Below are 23,807 nucleotides of genomic sequence, written 5' to 3' on the forward strand. Positions count from 1 at the left end.
GAGTCCCTCTCGATTTCAACCTGAGAAGGACGCACTCTTCGGAATACAAGACCCCCATGCTTGGAAGAGACCTCCTTTCGGCCATCGGCGGCATGCTCCTATTGGATGAAGGAGCGCGAACCAGGGCGTTAGGGCTACTCGAATTCATGAAGAGGTCCGCTTCCGGCGGCATGCTACTGTGCCCGGAAATTGCGGAGTGGACCGTGAACGTAGTCGGCCAAGCCAAGCCAAACACATTCGCCTTCGAAACCAGTGCCCTCGTCAAGGCCACCGGCTTCCGGGAATACGATGCGCGTTGGTGGTTCGGGTATCCGGGCTCCGAGAACGAGCCCGAACTCAACCTGATGGGCGCGCAAGCGATCGGCATGGGACTCGGCACTCTGATCCGCCGAATGGGAGTCGGTCCAGACATCGTCACCGGTCACGACTTCCGCAGCTATTCCATGGCCATCAAGATGGCGCTCACCTCCGGCCTGATGGCGGCCGGAGCGCGCGTCAAGGACATCGGCCTGGCGCTTTCTCCCATGGCTTACTTCGCCCAGTTCGCCCTCGATACACCGTCGGTGGCCATGGTGACGGCCTCCCACAACGAGAACGGTTGGACCGGAGTGAAGATGGGGGCGCAAAGGCCTCTGACATTCGGCCCGGGAGAGATGACAGCCTTGAAAGCGCTCGTACTGGCCGGTGAGTTCGATCTGGCGGGCGGGGGAAGCTATGAATTCGTGCCGGGGTTTCGCGAGACATATATCGACGACCTGACCGCAGGAAAAAAGATCAGCAGAAAGCTGAAGGTGGTGGTTGCCTGCGGCAACGGCACCGCCGGCGCATTCGCGCCGCAGGTGCTGGAGCGCATCGGCTGCGAGGTGATCCCACTCGACGTGGAACTCGACCACACATTTCCTCGATACAACCCCAATCCCGAGGAGTTGCTGATGCTGCATGCGATCCGGGACAAGGTTCTGGCGACGGGCGCCGATGTCGGACTCGGCTTCGACGGCGACGGCGACCGCTGCGGTGTCGTCGACAACGAGGGCAGCGAGATTTTCGCGGACAAGGTCGGCGTCATCTTGGCGCGAGACATCTCCGGGCTGTATCCGAAGTCCGTTTTCGTCGCGGACGTGAAGTCGACGGGACTCTTCATGACCGATCCCGTCCTCGCGCGAAACGGGGCAACGACGGATTACTGGAAAACCGGACACTCCCACATCAAGAGACGCGTCCTCGAACTCCATGCAATGGCTGGCTTCGAGAAGTCGGGGCATTTCTTCTTTAACCCGCCGATAGGCCGCGGCTACGACGATGGGCTAGTCACAGCGATCGCTGTCTGCGAGATGCTAGAGCGCAACCCAGGCAGGACCGTTGCTGACGTTTACCGCGATCTGCCCCTGACCTTCGGCACTCCGACGATGTCGCCCCACTGCCCTGACGAGGAGAAATACGGCGTGGTCGAGAAGATTGTCGGCGAATTCGCGAAAATGAAGGGGAACGGGACCGAGTTCGCCGGCCAGCCGCTGGCTGATTTGGTCACGGTGAATGGAGTTCGGGTCGTTGCCCAAGACGGCACTTGGGGCCTGGTCAGGGCCTCGTCGAACAAACCGGAAATCGTCGTGGTGGTGGAAAGCCCCGTCTCGCCCGAACGACGTCGGGAGATGTTCGAGGCCCTCGATGCCGTCCTGCGCCGTAATCCGGAAGTCGGGGCCTACAACCAGACATTCTGAGAGCACTGGCCGATGCCGGACCGGATCGTAAGTTTTGTCATGAGCGGAGGTGTCGGATCACGGTTGTGGCCGCTTTCGCGTGAAGATAATCCCAAGCAATTTCACGACCTTTCGGGCGACGGCTCCATGCTTGCCAAGACCATCCGGCGCCTCAAGGCGCGGCCGGATGGCGAGATCCCCATCCACCTGATAGCATCCGAGCGGCACGCCGACCGCGTCATCTCGGATATCGGTCCCCTCGGCCTCAATGGCGGCCGGCTGATTTTCGAGCCTGTCGGCCGCAATACCGCCGCGGCCGTTGCGATAGCCACACTGCAGACGATTTCCGAACATGGCGGGGATGCCCTTGTGCTCGTGGTTCCCTCCGACCATGAGATTTCGACCGAAGCGCAATTCTGGCAAACCGTCGAGGCGGGCAGGCCGGCGGCAGCTTCCGGAAGCATCGTCACATTCGGGATAAGGCCGACACATCCCGAAACCGGGTATGGTTACATCGAGGTTTCGGAACAACGCGATGGCGTGGCCGCCGTTTCGCGTTTCGTCGAAAAACCCGATGCCCAGACGGCCCGCCAATATGTGTCTTCGGGACGATTCTACTGGAACACCGGGATTTTCCTGTTTCGCGCCGATACGATGCGGAAGGCATTTCTCGACTTAAGGCCCGACATCTGGGAAGGCGCGGAGCGCGCCGTCAAGACTGCACGGGCCGACGTCTCGGCCACTTACTTGCCCCAGGGCGCCTACTCGATCGTCCCGTCGACATCGATCGACTACGCGGTCATGGAGCATGCGAACGACATCGCGATGGTCACGGCTTCCTTCCGCTGGAACGATCTTGGATCGTGGCAGTCGCTGCTCGAAACCAGCCCTACCGACCGGGACGGCAATGTCGTGATGGGCGACGTCATCGCCATGGATTGCGACAGCTCCTACCTTAGAAGTCAGGGCAGGCTGCTGACCGCCATCGGCATGAAGCATGTAGCGGTGGTGGCGACGCCGGATGCGGTGTTCGTTGCCCCGGTCAGCAAGAGCCAGAACGTCAAGAGGGTTGTCGAGCAGTTGGAGAAGAGCGGCCGGCTCGAGACCAAGTTCACGGCGTCGGAAGATCGGGGCACCATCAGCGGAGCCTGGCGCAGGCGCGTCGAGCATTGGCTCTTCGACGAAACCCTGCCGCTGTGGTCTACGGCCGGTGTCGACGACGTGCATGGCGGCTTCCACGAGGCTCTCGGTTTCGACGCAAGGCCGTTGGGCAAACCCAAGCGCATGCGCACGATGGCGCGCCAGATCTACGCTTTCGCCGTGGCGAAGGAACGCGGCTGGGCCGGACCGGCCGGCAATCTCATCGACCACGGTATCGGCTTCCTCGCGAAATACGGCCGCACCGACCGCGGCGGCTGGGTGCGCACTCTCAATTGCAACGGCAGCGTGGCCGACCCAGCGGAGGACGCCTACGACCATTCCTGTGTGCTCCTGGCGCTTGCCCATGCTCATCGGTGCGGCCATCGGGATGCCTTGCCGCTCGCGCAGGAGACATTCCGTTTCATCGACACTCATCTCGAGGACGACTGCCTCAGCGGCTTCCTCGAGTCGCCTGGCTGGAACGGGGTACGGTTCTCGAACCCACACATGCACATGCTGGAATCCTTCCTTGCCTGGCATGACGCCACCGGCGACCGCGCCCACCTGCGTCGGGCGGCACGCGTCATCGATCTCTTCCGCTGCCATTTTTTCGACCAGGAAAGCTGGACGCTCGGCGAACGTTTCGACGCCGATTGGCAGCCATTGCCGGGAGACGAGGGGCAGTGGACCGAACCGGGGCACCATTTCGAATGGGCCTCCCTCCTCGTCGATTTCTCCCGGGCGAGCGGGCAGAAGGATCTCGTGGCCTTTGCGAGGAAGCTCTATTCGTCGGCGGTCGCCAGCGGATTGAACCGGGCCACAGGCCTGGCTTATGCAGCGGTGTCGCGGCAGGGAATGCCGCTCGACCGGCTGTCCCGAAGTTGGCCGCAATGCGAGGCGATTAAGGCGGCCATCGCCCTGGATGGCATCGGCGGGCCTGACCTGAAACCGGAGATCGAAGCGCGCGTCGCCCGTCTCTTCAGATGGCATATCGATCCCGCGCCGCTTGGCTTGTGGGTCGACAGGATTGACGAGCGCGGAAGGTCGGCGGCGACGGAAGTCCCTGCAAGCATTTTCTACCACTTGGTCACGGCGTTGATGCAATATCTGGATAAAACCGGAGGGCAGGTCGAACCCTTCCCGCTGCCAATTCCGATGCGGGCGAGCCGTCTCTCAGGAATGCCTGCGGCTGACTCTGAAGCAGTTCAGCGAATAGCCGAACTGCTCTAACTATTTGTTTCACGCAATTCCGGTCGGAAAACCGTCACGCCTTCTTCCTGGAATTGCTCTGAAGTGGTCCAAGCCCGCCACGACCGGCGCCTGCGCGGTTAAAAAATTCCGCCAAGGTCCTGCTTCCACGAGGCGCGCACGATGTCCACAGAATGCGAAGCTGGTCCGGCAGTTTGTCTCTTCCCCGACCAAGGTCCTGCCTCCTACGCCATTTGGGCTACGGCGAATTCGGTATTCCTACCTCTGTGTCTACCTCTGTGTGCTGACTGCAAAGCGGGCTAGTATGCCTGTAAGCTGTGCCAATATGAGAAATGAACGGTCTCTTCCAATCTCCCCGCGGAACTAATCGAGGCGTTGTGATTTGTGAGCCTATGAACCTTCTTGTCCGAACGGTTGAGACGCATCTTTGGCAAAAAACCGCGCGCCAGGGCCACTGGTGATCTCCTAAATCTGCTTGCTGCCAGGCCGGGAACGGTTACATTCTATCTTGGGGGGAAGGAGGTTGGGCGGGGTTGCAGATGACGTACCCTTCACGGCCCATTTTGCCCGGGAATGAAAAACGTTCATCGTACGTCGCACTCAACGACGTCGATATGGCTTTAATCAAGGCGCTAGGGTTCACCCCGAAGCGCTATCCGGCAGAGTCAGTCATCGTCGGTCAAGGCGAGGTCAGCGACCGCGTATTCATAGTCGAGTCGGGCTGGGGTTGCATTTCGCATGAACTCGAGGGCGGGCAACGGCAAATCCTGGATTTTGCGCTGACAGGCGACATCGTCTTGCCCCAGTCATACGCGGGCAGTGCTCTCGAGACTTTCGTGGCCCAGACCGAACTTTCGGTGTTAGTGGCTTCGACCAAGGCATTTACCCGTGCTGCCATGAAGTCGTCCCATCTTTTCTCGCTTATTCTCGAAACCCTGATGCAACACCGATCGGTCATCGCTCAACATCTCACAAATGTTGGACGACGCAGCGCCCTAGCGCGCACGGCGCACCTATTTCTCGAACTGAAGGCGCGTCTGGAACGGATCGGCTCCGTCACCCACAACAGCTATGAATGCCCTCTCACCCAATACGATCTTGCCGACGCGCTCGGACTCACGCCGATACATGTCAATCGTATGCTGCGGGAACTGCGCGAGCGCAAATATCTCGAATTCCGTCAAGGGAATGTTCGCATGCTCGATGAACCAGGCTTGACAAAATTTGCCCGATTTGAGCGCGATTACATCGAACGTTGAGGCATATCAGCCGGTCCGAATCCGAATTCTACTTCGCCGCGCCGAGATTGCCGGCAGAAGACTTGGAAATTGGGAAGCGACACCCGGCGTCCCGAATTCAATTCTGATCTGCATGATTTGCCTGCCATCGGAGTCGTGGACTGTGCACACCAGATCGCGGTGTTTAAATTAGTGGGGGCCCGGTCTTTCCTGCATGTGCTAACACGTTCCTCATAAAGTGGACCGGCGACGCTGCCCAGCGGCCGAGAGCACCTTTGTCGCTGCGGCCTCCAGATCCTCGTGGGAATCGGAAACGACGAGCTTGACGCGGCGCAGGCCGCCCGGGTCAGCTTGCGCACGCTGCGCGGCTCGCTCGCGACGGCGCTGTTGAGGGCGCGCTCGCGAGCGGCTTCGCTACCGCCGAGCTACTCCACCTCGCGGGACAGGACCCGCGCACATCATTGGATGCCCGCAAAAATCTCCGGAAACCTAAGCGCCAAGGGACATTCTGAACGCGTCAGGCAATCGTCGCTAACCTCCTAAAAAGGTTTCCTCGAGAGAGCCATCAAAGTCCATCCGAAGCCCATGCGCTCCTTGAATCGCTCCACGCGGTTGCCAAAGAGGGCGCGTATAGGTGCATTGAGCTTCCACGAGTTCACGATCCGCATCACTCCGACGCGGGCCACCGGCGAAACCGTGAAAAGTTCCTGCAACGCAAATTCGGGTTCGAGCAATTCGGCCAACTCGTGCTGATAAAGCCAGTGACGCAGCTGCCCCGGCGCAGGAGGTGGAATCGCATTGTACTTTTCGAGTACGTGACGGTTTTGCGTTGCCAGCATCAGATAACCGCCAGGCTGAAGGTGGGTGGCGAGTTTGCGGACAAAAGCTTTTTGATCGAAGACGTGCGAGAGAACCTCCAGGGTGACGATCACATCGAATGTCGATCGACCGAAGTCCAGGGCCATGAAATCTCCTGCAGTGAAAGTGATGTGTGGCCAACGCTTTGCCGCGCGACTCAGAACTTCGTCGGAAAGGTCGGTCGCCGTTACCTTGCCGTATCGTGAAAGTTCCGGGTCGAACCAGCCATTGCCGCAGCCGACATCAAGGATCTCGAGGTCATTTCGGCCCAGTTTTTCGAACCAGCCTCGGATGACCTCTGATTGACGTGCGCTTATGGTATGTTTTTCGCGCCCCCCGATTTCAGTGTTCCATTTGTTCCAGAACAATCTTTGCAGATCTATCGGCGCATCGCCTTGCGAAAAATTGTACGGCGTTGACATTGATTGCCCTCTCACACGTCGCCGCCCCCTTCTCCACGGCTCTGGCTCGCAACGAGTTTCATTGGCAAACATAGCAGACACTTGACTAAGCGGCACTTGACCCAGGGTCATCAAAATGGAGAGGGGCGACAGCATCGCCGCCCGGCGGCGAAAGCAGGGTGTCAGGCGCACCGTGCCCGACACGCTGAGCGGGAGCGTCCGGAACTCCTCTGGCGTCGGCCGCCGCTCCTTCAGATGCGCGGTGCCGGAATGCGACTGATGTTTGCGCTTTTGGACACGAATGGCGACGGATCATTGTCCGAGAACGAGGTTCAGGACGCTGTCGGGCGGATCTTCTCTGCAATCGACCAGAATGGCGACGGGAACATCGACATGGATGAGATCCAGTCCTTCTTGCACGGCTCTGGCCGTGAAGACATGCAGTAATAGATCTCCCAGCGAGGTCTAGCGGTCATCCCGATATCACGCGCTGACGCCGGCTCTGAGAGTCGTCGAGATCAAGCGACATCGGCAGTCCGGCGCAGCACAATAGAAGCGGCGGAGTCTCGATCGGCGATTCTTGACGCCGAAACAGCCCCTTCCTACCCTGAACGCCGCCGCCTGCTTAGTCATGCGGACTTTAGCACGGTAAATGCGCGTTTCTGGGTGGTCCGTTTTGCCTGGAAGCTTCCGGCGGCGGCAGGGCGGCCGACACGGTAACCTTGGACCTTATCGATGCCGAACTCGCGCATGAGCGCCATCTGCTCGTCGGTTTCCACCCCCTCGACCAGGATTTTGGGGCCGCGATTTCGGACCAAGGCGACGATGTCCTGGAGCATCGCCATGCCCTTCTGGGTGCCGCAGGCGTGAAGGAAAGAGCGGTCGATTTTGACCGTATCGAAATCGATGAGACGAAGCCACGAAAGGCCTGCGAAGCCCGTCCCGAAATCATCAAGCCATATATTGATCCCCAGCACTTTCAGGTCACTGATGCAGCGCAGAACGTCCGAATGCATCTCCATCTCGAGGCCTTCGGTAATTTCGAAGGCCAGCCTGCTGCCGGCAACACCGGTCTCGCCCAATATGCCGGCGACGGACGTTGCGAAACCGGGCGTCTTGAGCTGGATCGGCGAGACGTTGACGCTGACGACGCCGATGTGGTCGTCCGCCAGGAGCTCGGCGCAGACCGACCTTATCACCCAGCGCCCGAGTTCCAGGATGGCGCCGGTTCTTTCCGCCACGGGAATGAACAGGCTTGGCGGAACCAAAGTGCCGTCCAGCATCTTGAGGCGCATCAAAGCCTCGGCGGCGTCGACCTTGCCCGAGGCGACATCCTGGATGGGCTGGTAAACGAGCGAGACGAGATTCTGGCCGATCGCGATTTTCAGCAAAGCCGCGATGTTCTCGCTCTCGTCGCTGCTCTGGGGATCGGTCGGATCGAACAGCCGGGCGCAGTTCCTGCCGCCGGCTTTTGCCAGGTAGAGCGCGCGATCGGCCTCGTGAATGATCTTCTCCAGCTTGGCGCCAGCCTGCACTCTGGTCAAGGCGGCGCCGACGCTCGCCGTGACGACCGAGATGCCGTCACGCCGCAGCTCGTGGGTAAGAGCCAGGCTCTCCACTGTGAGGCAAATGGCTTCCGCAAGCTCCGCGACCCGCTCCTTCTTGTCCATGCGGGTCAGGACGATGAATTCCTCGCCGCCGTAGCGCCCGATCGAACCGTCATATTGCTTGATGAGATCGCTAAGGGCATTGGCGACATGGATCAAGCAACGGTCGCCTTCCTGATGGCCATAGCAGTCGTTGAATTTCTTGAAGAAATCCACGTCTATAAGGATGGCCGCGAAACCGTTGCCGAGCCGTTGCCAGTCGCTCCAGTATTCGCGCAGCTTCTCATCGATCGCCCGCCTGTTCTCCAGCCCCGTAAGCGGATCCGTCCGCGATAGCCGCAGCAGGGCCTTGCCGCGCTCTGTGGCCTCCCTGTGCTGAATTTTGGCTTCCAGGGCGTTCAGGAAGACGTTGTAACGCTCCCCGTTCAGCTTCCAGTTCACATATGACGTGAACGTAAAGCACGACACGTAGAAAGTCCCAAACACCATCTTGTAGGTTAATGTGGCCGGTAAAAAATAATTTACCACATACAGTATGAACATTATTATTGTTGACGTTACTATCGATAACTTAAAACTAAACGTGAAGAAAAGATTGGCACTCATCATGAAAATCGTGCCGAACACCATGTAGTACGCAACGCTTTCCTTGTCGGCGCCGGTAAAGGCCGGGCAAAGCCACCCGATATAGCCGAAGATGATGGCTCCGGCGCAAGTCAAATCGAGCCATTCCGTCGCGACGCCACGGCGAAGCTGTTCTTCTAAAATCAGCAGCGCGGTTATGCCGACGAAGAAGCGAGCGATGATCGTATAAGCCGCCACATCCGGTATCAGCAGCAGATCCGTTGCCGAAAACATCAGATAAATGGCAACCGCCATCCATAGCCCAGGCCTGGCTTCCGTTCTTCGTTTCGCCTGGGCTTCCGCACGATAAAGGACGCGAAGCTCGTCGGGCCCCGGCTCGTAGCGCGGTTCGTACGGTTCCACATGCGCCATATCGGCCAATGCGGAGGAGACGCGGTAGTTCACAGCAAACCCCGGCTGAACGGGGTCTTGCGTTGCGGGATCCATTCCAGCTTCTGCCCCACGCGCGTCGACTCCTTGGGACCCGGTTTGCCACACAATCAAAAACACTGGTGCAGGACAAGTTTGCGTTAACTGGAACCCGGAATCCCAGCCGCGAGACGCTCAAATATCCGAAATGGTTAACAGGAAATTAATCATACCGGTAAAATGCGTCCGGCCCGACATTGGCAAAGGGAGCATTCTACGCAATAAGTTAACTGTCTGTTAACTATGGAGCAGCGCGTGCAAACCGTCTTTGATGGCCAAAGCCTGATTACAGCCGAGATGATCGCTGGCAATCGACATCGAAAACCAGAACATCATGGCGAAGCATTTGAAACCGCACGCGCCGAGCTTGCGCTCATCCTGCACGCGACCAGCCAGCAGATCGAACAAGGGAAGAACCCGGCCGAGACCGTTCGCCGCCTGCTGTCGACGCTCAACGCGCTGCGATCCAGGCTTCACCCCGATGTCTGGCAAGCATTAATACCGGTGGCGCAGAACCATCCAATCCTGGATTATTTTCTCGAAGACCCGCTGACGCGCTGGTCTTTCACGAAGCCCAGGGGTTATTCCGGCGACGCGCAGCTGCTCGATTACATCTATTGCGACCCTCATGTGGCCGATAGCGTGGCGAACGCCTCGGAAATCGGCACGGCGCTCTACAGCCATACCAAGAATGTCCCGTCATGCATCGCAGCACGGGAGCGGCGCGATCTTCTGACCCGCTATGTCGACGAGACCGCGGCCAGAAACGGGTCGGAAACCGAGGTTCTGGCGATAGCTGCCGGCCATTTGCGGGAGGCCAATCGTTCCGCAGCGCTGGCGGAAGGGCGTATTAAACGCTGGGTTGCACTCGATCAGGATCCGCTGAGCGTCGGTCTGATCGCGCGCGAATTCCAAGGCACAGCGGTCGAGGCCGTCGACGGTTCGGTGCGGACTGTGCTCGCTAGGGGCCATAAACTCGGCAAGTTCGATCTTATCTATGCCTCGGGCCTTTACGACTATCTTGCGGACAACGTCGCAGTGAAACTCACGAAACACTGCATGCAGATGCTGAAGCCCGGGGGCACGTTCCTGTTCGCGAACTACGCCGAGGGCAATCCCGACGCCGGATACCGCGAAACGTTTATGGACTGGGTGCTGCTGCTGCGATCTGAGGCCGATATGTGGAACATCATCAATGCGAGCGTCGATCGCAACACGGTCGAGGCGCAAGTGTTCTTCGGCGAGAACCGCAACGTGCTTTACGGCCTCATCGGAAAGCGAGGATAGCCGGCGAACGCCGGCGGCGGGCGAAAACGATTTTCGGCGAACCGGCGTCAGGGTTGGTCACGTCTTATGGCCAGCCCTTCTCCGCAAAATCCCTGACCGGGACCATGGCTCACCGGTGCAAGCTCGCCGGGCTTCCGAAAGGGCTGACGCTGCACGGACTGAGAAAGTCGCTTGGCGTTTATCTCGCCGAGGCAGAGGCCTCAACCAGACAGCTCATGGATGTGCTCGGTCACGACGACATCGATCATCCCGAACTCTATTCGCGCGAGGCATCGCAGGTTCGGCTGGCGGTCCAGGGATGGACCGAGTCGTGCGTCTGGTGACGCGCAAGCCCATGCTTGGCGAACCTTTTGGCGAACCTGTTGGCGAACCTGCCCGTAAGCCATTGATAAATAATGACAATGGTGGGCCCGGAGGGCGTACTGAAATCGTCGATTTTACCAATTTTTTTGTGGGCCAAAACTCCGAAGCTTCCCGTATCCCTCCGTATGAGCCCGCCCAATTTCTGGAATGGCCGGAAGCGGACCGTCGGCTTCTAGAAAGCCCACCTGACGTCGCCGGCTAGTAAAACGCAGTTCAGGGTCTGGCGATCGATGCAGTTGCTTTGTTAGCTCGGTTTCCGCTGCCCTTTCGATCAAGGATATCATTGCGAAAGCAATTCTGCATTTCTTTGAAGGAGCTGAAGCCGAGGCGCGGAGCGAGGCGAGATAACGTCGTCGTTGATACGTTGCAGCGGCGTGAGATCGAGACCGAATTCTCGAAGGCGACGTCGTCCGGATTCGAGAACATCAGGCGAGCCGCTGACTCCAATTTCGCCGGAAGTATCAGCTCCTTCTTTGCGATCATAGTTTTGAGCTCGGCGAGAGTTGGCGCTTTGTTGCTTCGTACTACCGGCTGCTTGGCGCCTGCTGGTGATGACGTGGGTAGCTCAAAAGGCATCGTTTCACCGTTTGGCCGCTTGCATGAAGCTGTCGAACTCGGCATCTCCGATCGGAACGGTATGCTCATAGCCTGGGTCTCGAGGGCCACATCGCCGACATAACAGAGGGAGCGCAGGTGAAATCGCTAAGCGATAAAGTTCACTCCCCCGTCATGCTCCATCTCGGCTATCAGGCCATCACCGTCGCGTGTATCGCTTCCGATTTTGTGTTTTCGCCGCGCTCAATGCAGCGCGGTCTTGCTATAGAAGGTACGTCGCTGCGACAAATAGTGCAGGACTGCCGGCGTGATGTGCTGGCGCCAACGCATGTGGCCGACCGGACACCGTCCGGAAACTCGTTGAGATGGCCGCCACTGACGAGAGAAGCAGCAAGGAAGGTTGGCTTCCACAGTCAGACCTAAAGTAAAGCGTGGATAACCCGCGCTACGCAGGACACCATGTCCCGAGATATCATCTAAGGTTTGCTTGCTCGTTTTACATCGATGGAATAGCCGGCCGATTTTGGCCAGCAACGATACGGTAGAATACCCGCAGAATGGCCGGCAAACCAGGAGTAGGACGGCGCCGAAGTCGAGCGCGACGCTCGCGGAGCCGAGTGATGTGGAAAGCTTTCCGCCGATCGCGGATCCAACCGGGCCTCCGGCATAGAAGTCCCATTCCGATCGCCCGCGTTTTTGGCTCGAGCACGCGCGCAGGAAGGCTCATGATCGCACCGGCGGGCAGGCCGCAACGGTCCCGACGGCAATGACGACAGGAAGCACCTCGCCGCTTCGCGACAGGAGAACCGTCAGCAGCGCAAAGCCAATGCAGCCTGCGACAATGATAGCTTCGCCGCGCTTCGTCAGATCAGCGGAATTTCGGCGCGGCCCGGGCCTGCGCCGCGCGGCAAGCAAACTGACCGAGGAGGACGCATCAGAGGCGTTGCGGCTTCTCTCGCACCACGCGGCGGAGATTGGCAACGCTGCGGAAGTCTCGGTCGGATCAACAGGATAGGGCGCAGGCACGTCACGCTTCGTGCCCCTACAATCCAAGTTCTAGCTGAAGCGGCCGTCGGCGGGAGAGGTCGCCACCGCGAAGATGCAATCGGGCTCGTCAACGCGAAGCTCTCCCTGCCTGTGGGGCGGCAGCATTCTATTTGACGATACCTGCTGGAAGTATGCGCTCCGCTTGCGGGCAGAATAGAGTGGAAGGGAGGTTGCGGCTCCCCTCTTCTATCCTATTGCGCCGCCACCGCCGTCACCTCACGCCGGAAAGGCAGCGCGTCACCGATATCGGGTTCGTCCAGCTCGCGGGCGAAGCGGTGGCCGGCATAGGTTGCCCAGGCGATCGGCCCCGGCGCTTCCGCATCGCCGATGACCTTGATCGAGCGGATGCCGTTGTCGGTCCACTCGTTCTCCCGCGCTTTGAGCTCGCGCCAAACGGCATCGTCCTGATCGCGCGACGTGACCAGGACGACGGCGTCGGCCGCCACCTCCTGCCGCGCGCCGGTATAGACGCAGGCCGTCACGACGCCGCCTGACGCGATGGTCGTGATGGTCCTGTTGAGGACGATATCTATCCCCAGCTCCGCCAGTCGGCGGTGGATGGCGCCCTGCTCCAGCGTGTTGCGGGTCCAGTCCGAGACATAGGCCGACGGCGTCACCAGCGTCACCTTCCTTCCCTGGCGCGCCATCAGCTCGGCAAGGGCGCCGCCCATGTAATAATGGTCGTCGTCGAACAGCACGACATTGCCGGAGGGCACCTTGCCGTCCATCAGATCGTCGGGCGTGTAGACCGGCATGGCGGCGTCGATCGGCATCGGCACGACATGTGCGCGTGCGACGCCGTCGCGCCGCCATGTCGATCCGGTGGCGATGGCAACGTTCTGGAAGCCGAAGGACAGGATGTCGTCCGCCGACAGCCGGCTTTCGAAATAGATGTCGACATTCGGCATCTGGCTGAGTTGATACTGGCGATAGTCGCGCACCCTGCCCCAGGCCGAGAGACCCGGAAGCAGGCATTCGCGCGCCACGCGCCCGCCAAGCGCGGTGCCGGCTTCCGCTATCGCCACCTGGTAGCCGCGCAGGCCGAGCGCGCGGGCGGCCTCCAGTCCGGCCGGCCCGGCGCCGACGATCAGCACGCTGTCACTATCGCCCTTGGCCTGCATGCGCTCCGGATGCCAGCCCTTGCGCCATTCCTCCATGAAGGTGGGGTTCTGCGTGCAGCGCGAGATCGACATGGTCATGTCGCCGGTGATGCAGATGTTGCAGCCGATGCATTCGCGGATGTCCTCGATGCGGCCCTGCTCGACCTTCCGCGGCAGGAACGGATCCGCGATCGACGGGCGCGCGCAGCCGATGAAGTCGAGCGTGCCCGATCTGATCATCCTGACCATCACGTCCGGCGAGGTAAAGCGGCCGACACCGACGACCGGCTTCGAGGTCAGCGTCTTGATGCCGGAGACCAGGCTTTCCTGCGCCGCCTCTTCCTTGAAGCGCGACGGCCCCGAGCAGTCCTCCCAGGCGCCATGGGCGAGATCCCACAAATCGGGCAGCTCTGCATGCATCTCGATCATGTCGCGCAGTTCCGAATTGGCGAAGCCGAGCTCGCCGATCATCTCGTCCAGCGACAGCCTGAGCGTCAGGCCGCACGTGTCGCCGATCGCGTCGCGCCCTTCCTCGATCAGCTCGCGCATCAGTCGCGATCGGTTTTCCAGCGAGCCGCCGTATTCGTCGCTGCGCTGGTTCGTGGCGGTCGACAGGAAATGCTGGATGATGCCGAAGCCGTGCGCCCCGTAGAGGCACACCAGGTCGAACCCCGCCTGCCTTGCGCGCTTGAAGGCATTGCGGTGCCAACGGCGCAGGTCGCGGATATCCTGCTTGTCCATGGCGCGCGCCTGAACCGGATCGTTGGTGAAGGTGCGGATCGGCAAGGCCGACGGCCCGCGCGGCACCTCCTTGGTGTAGAGGTTGGGACCGTTGATGCCGGAATAGGCAAGCTGGACGCCGGCCAGCGCGCCATATTCGTGCATGGCTTTTGCCATCTTGGCCAGGGCCGGAATGTCGGCGTCGTCCCACAGCCTGAGCTCGATGAAAGGCGTGATCTCGGAGGTGTGGTGCATCTCTGTCTGCTCGGTGAAGATGACGCCCCATCCGCCTTCGGACTTCATGCGGCGCATCTCGGCCGCGGCCGACGGATCCCGATAGCCGCCGCCATTGCAATGCGGAACCTGGTAGAAGCGGTTCTTGGCGGTCACCGGACCGATCTTCATCGGCTCAAACAGAATGTCGTAGCGTGGGTCGCGCATAGTACCTTCCTTCATTCCGGCTGCTCTGGAGATTACCCATAAGTTGGCGCGTGCGCGGGAAAACTACGGAATTCTTCTGTGCGGATTAGGACGCGCCTAATCGCCCTTGCATGGATTAGCCTCAGGTGAAGCGAGGCTGAGCCAAATGCGACTTCAGGACCGCCGCGGCGCGATGTAAACAGCCGATTGCGCCCGACGGGACAAGATACATGGACAGCATCAGAATCCTCGAAAAGCTGATCGCCTTCCCGACGGTGAGCCGCGACTCGAACCTCGACCTCATCGGCTATGTGGCAGACCTGCTTCAAGCAAACGGCATAGCCTCCCAGATCATCCACAGTCCGGACGGGCACAAGGCCAACCTTTTCGCCACGATCGGACCGGCCGACAAGCCTGGCATCATGCTCTCCGGTCACTCGGACGTCGTTCCCGTCGACGGCCAGAACTGGACGCTGCCGCCATTCGCCATGACCGCGCGTGACGGCAAGCTTTACGGGCGCGGCGCGGCGGACATGAAGGGCTACGTGGCCTCAGCTCTCGCGGCATGTCTCAAGGCCTCGAAGATGACGCTTCGCACGCCCTTGCATCTGGCGCTCTCCTACGACGAGGAAGTCGGCTGCCTCGGCGTGCGCGACCTGATCGAAATGCTGAGTGCTGCGCCGCAACGCCCGTTGCTGTGCATCGTCGGCGAGCCGACCAACATGCAGGTGGCGACGGGGCACAAGGGCAAGCTTGCGGCACGCGCCGTTTGCAGAGGACGCGAAGGCCATTCCGCGCTCGCCCCGCTGGCGCTAAACGCCATCCATCTCGGCTGCGATTTCGTGCGAGCGCTACGCGACGAGCAGGACCGGTTGGCCCGCGAAGGCGCTCGCGATGGCGACTACGACATCCCCTACACGACCGTGCATGTGGGCAAGATCAATGCCGGCGTGGCGCTCAACATCGTGCCCAATCTCTGCCAGGTCGATTTCGAGATCCGCAACATCGCCGCCGACGATGCCGCCGGCATTCTCGACAGGCTTCGCGGCGCCGCGGCGCGCATTGCAGCCGACGCCGCTTCGACCGCACCCGAGGCCGCGATCGACATCGAAATCACCAACACCTATCCGGGCCTCGACACGCCGGTCGCTTCGGAAGCGGTCGCCTTCGTCAAATCGCTGACCGGCGCCAACGATACCGTGAAGGTCGCGTTCGGCACGGAAGGTGGATTGTTCAGCCGCGATCTCGGCACGCCGGCCGTCGTCTGCGGACCGGGCTCGATGGCGCAGGGGCACAAGCCGGACGAATTCGTCAGCGTCGAACAGCTGCGGCGTTGCGACGAGATGCTGGAGAGGCTGCTGTCGCGGCTCACCGACGGCTGGCCGTGACCCTCCTCATTTGACAATGCGTTCGGTGCCGAAGACGCCTTGCTCGACGACGAAGCGGCGGCAGTGGTCGATGAAGGCCTGCACCGTCAGCGTGCGATGCTCGGCGTTCGGCAGCGCAATTCCCATGGTCAGCGGCCTGATGTCTCCCAGCAAGGGCACGAATACCAGCAGCTTGCCGTCCGGCGACATGGTGTTGAGCGGCCGCATGTTGGCTATGCCGTAGCCGAAGCCATTGGCGACCATCGAGCGCATCACGGCGATGTCGCCGGTGCGCTCGGCGATCTTTGGCCGCAGGCCCTTGGGCTGAAAGGCCGACAGGAAATATTCCCGGCTGTAGGGCAGATCGAGCAGTACCATCGGTTCGTCGACCAGTTCCTCTGGCGTGATGCCCGCCCTCCCCGCCAGGCGATGCGCGGCCGGCAGCATCACATAGGCCGGCAGCTGCATCAGCGGCTCGAATGTCATGTCCTGCGACAGTTCGAGATCGTATGTCAGCGCGGCATCTATCTCGCCGCGCTGCAGCATCTCGAACAACTGCCCCTGGTTGCGCTCGAACTGCCGGACGCGCACATCCGGATAGGCATCCTCGAACTTCCGGCGCAACGCCGGCAGCACGATCTGCGCGAAAGTGAGCAGGCAGCCGATCGCCAACGGTCCGCGCACCTTTTCAGCGATATCGCCGGCAATGTCGTGCAGCGCATCGGCATCGTTGAGCAGCCGCGCGGCTTCCTTGAGCAACAGGCGCCCGCCCGCCGTCAGGGCAAGCGCGTGCGAGTGCTTGCGCACGAAGAGCTGGACGCCGAACTCCGCCTCGAGCTGGGCGATCGAAGCCGAGATCGACGGCGGCGAAACATTGACTTGCTCGGCCGCCTTGGCGATCGAGCCGGCCTCGCCAACGGCGACGAAATATTCGAGCTGTCTGAGCGTGAAACGGAGCGGCATGGGCTTCTATGATGCCCGTTTGGACGCTGCAATCAAGTCGCGGCCGCTCCTCAATACCTGATCCAGGTGGTCTTCAGCGCGGTGTATTTGTCGAGCGCGTGCAGCGAGAGGTCGCGCCCGAAGCCGGACTGCTTGAAGCCGCCGAAGGGCATCATCGGGCTCAGCGCATCGACGGTGTTCACCGACACCGTGCCCACCCGCAGTCTTTCCGCGATGCGGTGTGCCCGCGACAGGCTGTCGGTCCAAAGCGATGCCGCAAGGCCGTAGACGCTGTCATTGGCAATCCGGAGCGCCTCCTCTTCGCTATCGAAGGCGATGACCGACAGCACCGGACCGAAAATTTCGTCGCGTGCGAGCGGATCCTCTGGCGAGACATTGTCGAAGATCGTCGGCTGCACGAAGCTGCCGCGCCCGTCGACCGAGATCCGGCCGCCGCCGGTGACCAGCCGTGCCGACTGCCTGCCGCCATCGATGAAGCGCATCACCGTAGCGGCGTGCCGCGCATCCACCATCGCGCCCATCCTGGATGCCGGGTCGAGAGGGTCGCCGGGTTGCGTCGCCGCCGCGCGCTCCGCTAGCTTCTCGACCAGCGCATCCTTGATGCCGCGCTCCACCAGCAGCCGGGAATTGGCCGAGCAGACCTGGCCCTGGTTGAAGAAGATGCCGAAGGCGGCCATGTCGGCCGCCGCATCCAGATCGCCGCAGTCCGCGAACACCAGATTGGGACTCTTGCCGCCGGTCTCCAGCCAGACCTGCTTCATGTTCGACTGGCCGGAATATTGCAGGAACAGCTTGCCGACGGCGGTCGATCCGGTGAAGGCGAGGCAATCGACATCCATATGCCGGCCAAGCGCCTGGCCGGCGGTCTCGCCGAGGCCCGGCACCACATTGAGCACGCCGGCGGGCAGGCCCGCCTCCATGGCGAGCTCGGCCAGCCTGAGCGCCGAGAAAGGCGATTGCTCGGCCGGCTTCAGCACCACCGAATTGCCCGCCGCCAGCGCCGGCGCGCATTTCCAGGTCGCCATGTCGAGCGGGAAATTCCACGGCACGACCGCGCCCACCACGCCAAGCGGCTCGCGCCGCACCAAAGCGAGATCGCCTTGCCCCGTCGGCGCTACCTCGTCATAGACCTTGTCGATCGCCTCGCCATACCACTGAAAGATCGCCGCAGCGCCCGGCACGTCTATGGTGGCGGCATCCTTGACCAGCTTGCCCATATCCAGCGATTCCAGCAGCGCGAGCTCCGACAGGTTCTCACGCAGCAATTCCGCCAGCCGCAGCAGCACCTGCTTGCGATGCGCGGGGGCCGTTCGCGACCAGACGCCGGCCTCGAAGCTGCGTCGCGCAGCGGCGACCGCGAGATCGATATCCTCTTCACCGCAGGAGGCGACCTCGGCGAGCGTCGCTCCCGTGGCCGGATTGATGCTGGCGAAGGTCCGGCCGGAGCGCGCGGGCACCGCCTTGCCGTCGATGAACGCCTTGTCGCGAAAACGGATCGCGGACGCCTTGCCGACCCATTCCTTGTGGCTGAGTTCGCCCATCCTGGTTTCAGAACCGATCGGACTATTCGTCACCGGGAACGCCGTAGCTCGGCGCATCGGACGGGTTGAGGGCACGGGTGACATAGGCGTCGAGTTGGGGCTTGTAGATCTCCCACAGCCCCGCCAACTGTTCGATCGGACAGTCCTCGGTCCAGTCGCAGCGCAAGTCGGCGACAGGCCAGGAGACATCGCGCACCAGCTTCATGCCGGCGGAGCGGACGGGCCCTGCCTCACCGCCGGATTTCAGCGCGGCACGCATCGTGGCGATCAGCCGGTCCCCGAGGTCGCCTTCGGAGGCAAGGAAGGCGTCGACCATGGCTTGCGGAACGCCGGCGTTCGCGAGCAGGTTGCCGCCGCAGGCAACGTCCTCGCCGCGCGCCTCGGCCCAGATGCCGAGCGCTTTCGGTCCCGAATGGATTGCGCTGCCGCCAGCCGCGTCGACCGCTAGCACCTGACGGTACTCACTGAAGGGGCCCGTGCGCTTGATGATCGCGACGGCCTCAGTGGCGGAGGCGCCGCGCGCCATCAGCTCCAGCGCCCGTGGCCCGAGCGTCGGGTCGGTGACGTTCTGGCTGGCGACCGCGCCGACGCCCGCCTGCGCGTAGGCGCAACGAGCCGCGACGGCAGGTGAGGACGAAGAGACCGCGACCCCGAACATGCCTGTGCGCCTGCAGCGCGCGACGATGGAGAAGGTCATGGTGCTTAGTCCGGAATGACGGCGGTGCCGTCGATCTCGACCAGCCATTCCGGCCGCGCGAGCGCCGACACGACCAGCCCGGTCGAAACCGGGTGGACGCCCTTGATGTATTCGCCCATCGTCCGGTAGACGGCCTCGCGGTGGCGGACATCGGTGATGTAGACAACCACCTTCACCAGATGCTCCATCGTGCCGCCGCATTCCTCGATGAGCTGCCTGATATTCTGCATGACCTTATGGGTCTGCTCGACCGGATCGTGGCTGTCGATGTTCTTGGCCGTGTCGAGATCCTGCGGACATTGCCCGCGCAGATAGACGGTCCTGCCGCCGCGCGTGACGACGGCCTGGCAGAGGTCGTTGTCGAGCTTCTGCTCGGGATAGGTGTCCTTGGTGTTGAATTTGCGAATTCGCGTATGCGCCATCTTGGTCTCCATGAGGGATCGGCTCGCAGCTTTGGTCAGGCGTCCACGGGCTGGCGCGTCGCGGCGGCGTGGTAGGCTAGATATTTGCGCTGCGTTGAAATACGGTCGGCCACGTGCTTGGCATCGTGCCAGACGCCCCAGATGAAGCTCGATCCTCTGCGCGACTGCCAGGGCAGCCCCAAGAAATAGATCCCGGGCTCGGTCGAGACGCCGCGCTGATGCCTTGGCCGGCCCCTCTCGTCGAAAGCGTCGACCTTCAGCCAGCTGTAGTCGACGGCGAAGCCGGTCGCCCAGATGATCGTCGCTACCCCTGTTTCGGCAAGATCGAGCTCGCTTATTGGATTGGTCACGCAGTCCGGATCCGGATCGATCCGGCGGGCGGTGGGCTCTTCCGGAAGGTCGAGACCATTGCGCGCGACATAGGCGTCGGCTTCGTCCAGCAGCGACATCAGGCTGGCATCGCCCCGGGCGATATTCTTCGCAAGATCCGGCGCGAAGGTCATCACGCCGTTCTGGTACGTCTTTGTCATGCCGACCAGCGTAAGCCCCTGCGCGGCCAGGCGGCGGAAATCGATCGTTTCGCCGCCGCGCGCGCCGCTCACCGCGATCGTGACATGCTCCGTGCCGGGCCCCGGGGTCTCGAGGTCCCATTTGCCGAGCACGCCCAGCCACCAGCAGAAGTCGCGTCCGCGATAGGCGCGCGGCGGCCGATCATGCGGGCCGACCGAGAGATAGACGCGCCTGCCTGAGCGCTGCAACTCATCGGCAATCTGCACGCCCGAGGATCCGGCCCCGACCACCAGCACCGCGCCCTTCGGCAATTGCGCCGGGTTGCGGTAGGCGCTGGAGTGGATTTGCAGAACGCCGGCATCGTCAGGAACGAGTGGCGGGATGACGGGGACCTGGAAAGGCCCGGTCGCGGCCACGACGCTGTTGGCTTCGATCACCCCATCCGAGGTCTCGACGCGAAATCCCGGACGGCCGACATTCCTTTGCACGAGCTTGACCTCCGCGCCGCAGCGGATCGGCGCATTGATCTGCTTTGCATAGGCGACGAAATAGTCGGCGACCTCCTCCTTGGGAGGAAAACCGTCGGGACCCGTCACCGGAAACTCCATGCCCGGAAACCGGTCATGCCAGGCCGGGCCATTGGCGACCAGGGAGTCCCATCGCTGCGAGCGCCAGCGCTCGGCGATCCGGCCGCGCTCAAGCACAAGATGAGGCACCCCGCATTTGCTCAGATGCTCGCTCATGGCCACCCCGGCCTGGCCGCCGCCGACGACGAGCGTGTCTACCTTCTCAACCGACATGCTCAGTCCTCTTCTGACCATCCGACAGCTTCCGCCGCGCGGGATGAAAACGATCTCGGGCAGTTGGTGGATGCAGCCAGGCTGCTTCATCCGACCGCTTCTCTGCTGGCGCTCACAAGTAGCAGCACGTGCCAGCGGGCGCCCATAACGAATCTCCGAAGTCACGCGTAACCATTTCCGAATTTCTCGCACCGATAGACGCACCTAGAGTTCCAGCGGTCGGATCGACAGCGCTGCAGGCGAGCGAAGCCGGACATGTGTCCGCGCGGAACTGGTTCCGGAACGAGGATCGCCTTCGCGGCGGCCTGTTCTGCCATGCCTCGAGCGCCGGCATTCTCGAGGGCTGGGCATGAAGACTGAAAGCTTTGACTATATCGTCGTCGGCGCCGGCTCGGCCGGTTGCGTGGTGGCCAATCGGCTGAGCGCCGATCCGTCGGTCAAAGTGTGCCTGATCGAGGCCGGCGGCAGCGACAACAGCCTGCGGGTCAAGGTACCGGCGGGCATCCTGTCGCTCTACGGCAACCCGAATTACGATTATTGTTTCGTCGGCGTGCCGCAGCCTCATCTCAACAACCGCAGCATTCCGGTCAATCGCGGCAAGGCGCTGGGCGGATCGAGCTCGATCAACTCGATGGTCTATATCCGCGGTGCCGCCGAAGACTATGACGAGTGGGCCGGACTCGGCTGCGCAGGCTGGGCTTACGGTGACGTTTTGCCGGTGTTCAGGAAACTGGAGCGCAACCTGCTTGCCCAGGACCCGCGCTATCACGGCAGCGACGGCGAGCTTTTGGTCGACAACCCGCGTGATCCGAACGAGCTTTCCGCCATGTTCGTGAAAGCTGGCGCAAGCGCCGGCCTGCCCGCCAACACCGACTTCAATGCCGGAAGCCAGTTCGGCCTCGGGATATACAACGTCACGCAGGATCGCGGACAGCGCTTCAGCAGCTTCAGCGCCTTCATGCGTCCGGGGCTTCATCGCAAGAACCTGACGCTGCTCAGCGAATGCGAGGTGATCGACCTTGTCATCGCCGAAGGGCGCGCCACGGGAATGCACGTGCGGCACGAGGGCCAGCAGAAGACGCTCTCGGCCAGCCGCGAGATCGTGCTTTCGGCCGGCGCCATCAACTCGCCCAAGATCCTGATGGCGTCCGGCATCGGGCCGGCAGCCGAGCTCAAGCAGATCGGCATCACGCCCGTCCTCGACCTGCCGGGCGTCGGCAAGAACCTGCAGGACCATGTCGACGGCATGATCACCGTGCGGTCCAGAAGCACCAGGACGCTCGGCCTGTCCCTTGCCAACCTGCCCCGTATCGCGGCGGCACCCTTCCAGTATTTCGCCCGCCGCAAGGGCATGCTCACCACCAACTATGTCGAAGCCGGTGGCTTTGCGAAGACCAAGCACGCGAACGGCCTGCCCGACATTCAGTTCCATTTCGTGCCGGGTTATCGCAGCCATCGCGGCAGGCTGATCGAATACGGCCACGGCTACGCCATTCACACTTGCGTGCTCAGACCGAAAAGCGTGGGCGAGATCAGGTTGTCGCGCGACAATTCTCGCCGCGACGTCCTGATCGACCACCGCTTCTTCACGCATGAAGACGACGCCATGGTGCTGGTGGAGGGCATCAAGATCGCGCGCCGGATTTTTGCCTCGTCCGAGTTCGACGCGGTGCGCGGCCAGGAGATGCTGCCGGGCAAGGATGTCCGAACCGATGACGAGATCCTGGCCTATCTGCGCGCCGAGGCGCTGACCGTCTATCACCCGGTCGGAACCTGCAAGATGGGAACGGACGACATGGCTGTCGTCGATCCGGCGACACTCAAGGTGCGAGGCGTGGATGGGCTCCGGGTCGCCGATGCCTCCGTCATGCCGAAGCTGATCGGCGGCAACACCAACGCGCCAAGCATGATGATCGGGCAAAAGGCTTCGGAGATGATCCTCGGCCCGGCGCGCAACGGCGAAAGGTAGAGGCCGTCTCACCCTTCAACATCGGGGCAGATCGGCGTTCAGCACTGCTGGACTGCCTCGACTTTTGCTCTTGGAAATTGCGCTCAGTGATCCTCGTCGATCTCGTCGTGCAGAAGGCCAAGGATACGGCGCTTGAGCGCGATGAAGTCGGGCTCGAGGATCACGTCCATCGAGCGCGGCCGCGGGATGTCGACCTTGATCTCGGCCTTGATCTTGCCCGGCCTTGCCGTCATCACCAGAACGCGGTCGCCGAGCACCAGCGCCTCGTCGATATCGTGAGTGACGAAGAGCACCGTCTTCTGCTGCCGCTCCCAGACGCGCAACAGCAGCTTCTGCATTGTGCCGCGCGTCTGGCTGTCGAGCGCGCCGAACGGCTCGTCCATCAACAGGACAGCCGGGTCGTTGGCCAGGGCCCGCGCGATCGCCACGCGCTGCTTCATGCCGCCCGACAACTGGGCGGGGTAGTGGTCCGCAAAGGACGCGAGGCCGACCTCGTTGAGATACTGGTCGACGATCTGCTTGCGCTGCTCCGCAGGCAGCCCCTTGCGCTTCGGCCCGTATTCAATGTTGGCGCGCACCGTGAGCCACGGGAACAAGGTGTAGCTCTGGAAGACCATGCCCCTGTCGGCGCCGGGCTCGATCACTTCCCGGCCGTCGACCTTGATGCTGCCCGAGGTCGCGTCATTGAGGCCGGCGGCGAGGTAGAGCAGGCTGGATTTGCCGCATCCCGAAGGGCCGACGATGACGCAGAATTCGTTCTTGGCCACCTTCAGCGACACATCGTCCAGCGCCAGCACGCCATTGGCATCGCCATAGCGCAATGTCACGTCCTCGATGGCCATC

The 23,807-nt window shown here is 61.9% G+C and carries 17 protein-coding genes and 2 pseudogenes; 8 read left to right on the plus strand and 11 right to left on the minus strand.

All coding sequences use genetic code 11. The features are described from left to right. Positions 1-170: 170 nt before the first annotated feature. The 3 genes from O7A05_RS01075 (at position 171) to O7A05_RS01085 (ending at position 5,305) form a co-directional block, all read left to right on the plus strand. Positions 171-1,718, plus strand: coding sequence for a phosphomannomutase/phosphoglucomutase (locus O7A05_RS01075; protein WP_337091421.1), 1,548 nt, complete (start codon positions 171-173; stop codon positions 1,716-1,718). 12 nt (positions 1,719-1,730) lie between these two features. Then, positions 1,731-4,067, plus strand: a complete 2,337-nt coding sequence (locus O7A05_RS01080) for a mannose-1-phosphate guanylyltransferase/mannose-6-phosphate isomerase (protein ID WP_337091106.1) — start codon at positions 1,731-1,733, stop codon at positions 4,065-4,067. A gap of 593 nt (positions 4,068-4,660) precedes the next feature. Beyond that, positions 4,661-5,305, plus strand: a complete 645-nt coding sequence (locus O7A05_RS01085) for a Crp/Fnr family transcriptional regulator (protein WP_337091107.1) — start codon at positions 4,661-4,663, stop codon at positions 5,303-5,305. Positions 5,306-5,483: 178 nt separating this feature from the next. Here the strand turns inward: O7A05_RS01085 and O7A05_RS01090 are convergent. Then, positions 5,484-5,623: pseudogene (locus tag O7A05_RS01090) on the minus strand (transposase); the annotation flags it as partial. A gap of 200 nt (positions 5,624-5,823) precedes the next feature. Further along, positions 5,824-6,564: a class I SAM-dependent methyltransferase gene (locus O7A05_RS01095; RefSeq protein WP_337091108.1), complete on the minus strand. Its 741-nt coding sequence runs from the start codon at positions 6,562-6,564 to the stop codon at positions 5,824-5,826. Between the two features lie 258 nt (positions 6,565-6,822). On the opposite strand from O7A05_RS01095, the gene O7A05_RS01100 reads away from it, so the two are divergent. Beyond that, a complete protein-coding gene (locus O7A05_RS01100; protein WP_337091109.1) occupies positions 6,823-6,990 on the plus strand; it encodes an EF-hand domain-containing protein in 168 nt (55 codons plus the stop codon). A 182-nt stretch (positions 6,991-7,172) separates the two neighbouring features. Here the strand turns inward: O7A05_RS01100 and O7A05_RS01105 are convergent, their stop codons facing one another. Then, positions 7,173-9,146 carry a putative bifunctional diguanylate cyclase/phosphodiesterase gene (locus O7A05_RS01105; RefSeq protein WP_337091422.1) on the minus strand — a complete coding sequence of 658 codons (1,974 nt, stop codon included), beginning with the start codon at positions 9,144-9,146 and terminating at the stop codon, positions 7,173-7,175. A 300-nt stretch (positions 9,147-9,446) separates the two neighbouring features. Between O7A05_RS01105 and O7A05_RS01110 the strand changes: the two genes are divergently transcribed. Next, the gene (locus tag O7A05_RS01110) at positions 9,447-10,490 is read left to right on the plus strand and encodes a class I SAM-dependent methyltransferase (protein ID WP_415926937.1); all 1,044 of its coding nucleotides are present in this window, start codon (positions 9,447-9,449) and stop codon (positions 10,488-10,490) included. 53 nt (positions 10,491-10,543) lie between these two features. After that, a pseudogene (locus tag O7A05_RS01115) lies at positions 10,544-10,809 on the plus strand (tyrosine-type recombinase/integrase); the annotation flags it as partial. A 257-nt stretch (positions 10,810-11,066) separates the two neighbouring features. Here the strand turns inward: O7A05_RS01115 and O7A05_RS01120 are convergent. Together O7A05_RS01120 and O7A05_RS01125 are read right to left on the minus strand one after the other, a co-directional pair. Then, positions 11,067-11,336, minus strand: a complete 270-nt coding sequence (locus O7A05_RS01120; protein WP_337091110.1) for a MurR/RpiR family transcriptional regulator — start codon at positions 11,334-11,336, stop codon at positions 11,067-11,069. A 1,310-nt stretch (positions 11,337-12,646) separates the two neighbouring features. After that, a complete protein-coding gene (locus O7A05_RS01125) occupies positions 12,647-14,716 on the minus strand; it encodes an oxidoreductase (protein WP_337091111.1) in 2,070 nt (689 codons plus the stop codon). 209 nt (positions 14,717-14,925) lie between these two features. On the opposite strand from O7A05_RS01125, the gene argE reads away from it, so the two are divergent. Then, positions 14,926-16,083 carry an acetylornithine deacetylase gene (gene argE, locus O7A05_RS01130; protein WP_337091112.1) on the plus strand — a complete coding sequence of 386 codons (1,158 nt, stop codon included), beginning with the start codon at positions 14,926-14,928 and terminating at the stop codon, positions 16,081-16,083. A gap of 6 nt (positions 16,084-16,089) precedes the next feature. Here argE and O7A05_RS01135 read toward each other — a convergent pair whose 3' ends face one another. Genes O7A05_RS01135 through O7A05_RS01155 form a run of 5 tightly spaced genes read right to left on the minus strand, consistent with a single transcriptional unit; the run spans position 16,090 to position 20,995 of the window. Then, positions 16,090-17,025: a LysR family transcriptional regulator gene (locus O7A05_RS01135; RefSeq protein ID WP_337091113.1), complete on the minus strand. Its 936-nt coding sequence runs from the start codon at positions 17,023-17,025 to the stop codon at positions 16,090-16,092. A 50-nt stretch (positions 17,026-17,075) separates the two neighbouring features. Beyond that, on the minus strand, positions 17,076-18,566 hold the full coding sequence (locus O7A05_RS01140) for an aldehyde dehydrogenase (RefSeq protein WP_337091114.1): 1,491 nt from the start codon (positions 18,564-18,566) through the stop codon (positions 17,076-17,078). 22 nt (positions 18,567-18,588) lie between these two features. Then, positions 18,589-19,263, minus strand: coding sequence for a DUF1028 domain-containing protein (locus tag O7A05_RS01145; RefSeq protein ID WP_337091115.1), 675 nt, complete (start codon positions 19,261-19,263; stop codon positions 18,589-18,591). Between the two features lie 5 nt (positions 19,264-19,268). After that, the gene (locus O7A05_RS01150; RefSeq protein WP_201410929.1) at positions 19,269-19,685 is read right to left on the minus strand and encodes a RidA family protein; all 417 of its coding nucleotides are present in this window, start codon (positions 19,683-19,685) and stop codon (positions 19,269-19,271) included. A 35-nt stretch (positions 19,686-19,720) separates the two neighbouring features. Further along, positions 19,721-20,995 carry a flavin-containing monooxygenase gene (locus O7A05_RS01155; protein WP_337091116.1) on the minus strand — a complete coding sequence of 425 codons (1,275 nt, stop codon included), beginning with the start codon at positions 20,993-20,995 and terminating at the stop codon, positions 19,721-19,723. Positions 20,996-21,344: 349 nt separating this feature from the next. Here O7A05_RS01155 and O7A05_RS01160 point away from each other — a divergent pair, with 349 nt between their 5' ends. Then, a complete protein-coding gene (locus O7A05_RS01160; protein WP_337091117.1) occupies positions 21,345-22,964 on the plus strand; it encodes a GMC family oxidoreductase in 1,620 nt (539 codons plus the stop codon). 83 nt (positions 22,965-23,047) lie between these two features. Here O7A05_RS01160 and O7A05_RS01165 read toward each other — a convergent pair whose 3' ends face one another. Then, positions 23,048-23,806, minus strand: a complete 759-nt coding sequence (locus O7A05_RS01165) for an ABC transporter ATP-binding protein (RefSeq protein ID WP_210239545.1) — start codon at positions 23,804-23,806, stop codon at positions 23,048-23,050. Position 23,807 lies beyond the last annotated feature (1 nt).

This window comes from Mesorhizobium argentiipisi (SeqCode) (assembly GCF_037179585.1).
In the GTDB taxonomy this organism is placed as follows: domain Bacteria; phylum Pseudomonadota; class Alphaproteobacteria; order Rhizobiales; family Rhizobiaceae; genus Mesorhizobium; species Mesorhizobium argentiipisi.

What these genes read in the sequence shown, in the direction of transcription:
- O7A05_RS01140 (WP_337091114.1), bottom strand. Translation starts at nt 18,566, where the DNA reads ATGGGCGAACTCAGCCACAAGGAATGGGTCGGCAAGGCGTCCGCGATC.
- O7A05_RS01100 (WP_337091109.1), top strand. Translation starts at nt 6,823, where the DNA reads ATGTTTGCGCTTTTGGACACGAATGGCGACGGATCATTGTCCGAGAAC.
- O7A05_RS01125 (WP_337091111.1), bottom strand. Translation starts at nt 14,716, where the DNA reads ATGCGCGACCCACGCTACGACATTCTGTTTGAGCCGATGAAGATCGGT.
- O7A05_RS01075 (WP_337091421.1), top strand. Translation starts at nt 171, where the DNA reads ATGCTACTGTGCCCGGAAATTGCGGAGTGGACCGTGAACGTAGTCGGC.
- O7A05_RS01150 (WP_201410929.1), bottom strand. Translation starts at nt 19,685, where the DNA reads ATGGCGCATACGCGAATTCGCAAATTCAACACCAAGGACACCTATCCC.
- O7A05_RS01085 (WP_337091107.1), top strand. Translation starts at nt 4,661, where the DNA reads ATGGCTTTAATCAAGGCGCTAGGGTTCACCCCGAAGCGCTATCCGGCA.
- O7A05_RS01110 (WP_415926937.1), top strand. Translation starts at nt 9,447, where the DNA reads ATGGAGCAGCGCGTGCAAACCGTCTTTGATGGCCAAAGCCTGATTACA.
- O7A05_RS01155 (WP_337091116.1), bottom strand. Translation starts at nt 20,995, where the DNA reads ATGTCGGTTGAGAAGGTAGACACGCTCGTCGTCGGCGGCGGCCAGGCC.
- O7A05_RS01145 (WP_337091115.1), bottom strand. Translation starts at nt 19,263, where the DNA reads ATGACCTTCTCCATCGTCGCGCGCTGCAGGCGCACAGGCATGTTCGGG.
- O7A05_RS01095 (WP_337091108.1), bottom strand. Translation starts at nt 6,564, where the DNA reads ATGTCAACGCCGTACAATTTTTCGCAAGGCGATGCGCCGATAGATCTG.
- O7A05_RS01165 (WP_210239545.1), bottom strand. Translation starts at nt 23,806, where the DNA reads ATGGCCATCGAGGACGTGACATTGCGCTATGGCGATGCCAATGGCGTG.
- O7A05_RS01080 (WP_337091106.1), top strand. Translation starts at nt 1,731, where the DNA reads ATGCCGGACCGGATCGTAAGTTTTGTCATGAGCGGAGGTGTCGGATCA.
- O7A05_RS01105 (WP_337091422.1), bottom strand. Translation starts at nt 9,146, where the DNA reads ATGGCGCATGTGGAACCGTACGAACCGCGCTACGAGCCGGGGCCCGAC.
- O7A05_RS01120 (WP_337091110.1), bottom strand. Translation starts at nt 11,336, where the DNA reads ATGATCGCAAAGAAGGAGCTGATACTTCCGGCGAAATTGGAGTCAGCG.
- argE (WP_337091112.1), top strand. Translation starts at nt 14,926, where the DNA reads ATGGACAGCATCAGAATCCTCGAAAAGCTGATCGCCTTCCCGACGGTG.
- O7A05_RS01160 (WP_337091117.1), top strand. Translation starts at nt 21,345, where the DNA reads ATGAAGACTGAAAGCTTTGACTATATCGTCGTCGGCGCCGGCTCGGCC.
- O7A05_RS01135 (WP_337091113.1), bottom strand. Translation starts at nt 17,025, where the DNA reads ATGCCGCTCCGTTTCACGCTCAGACAGCTCGAATATTTCGTCGCCGTT.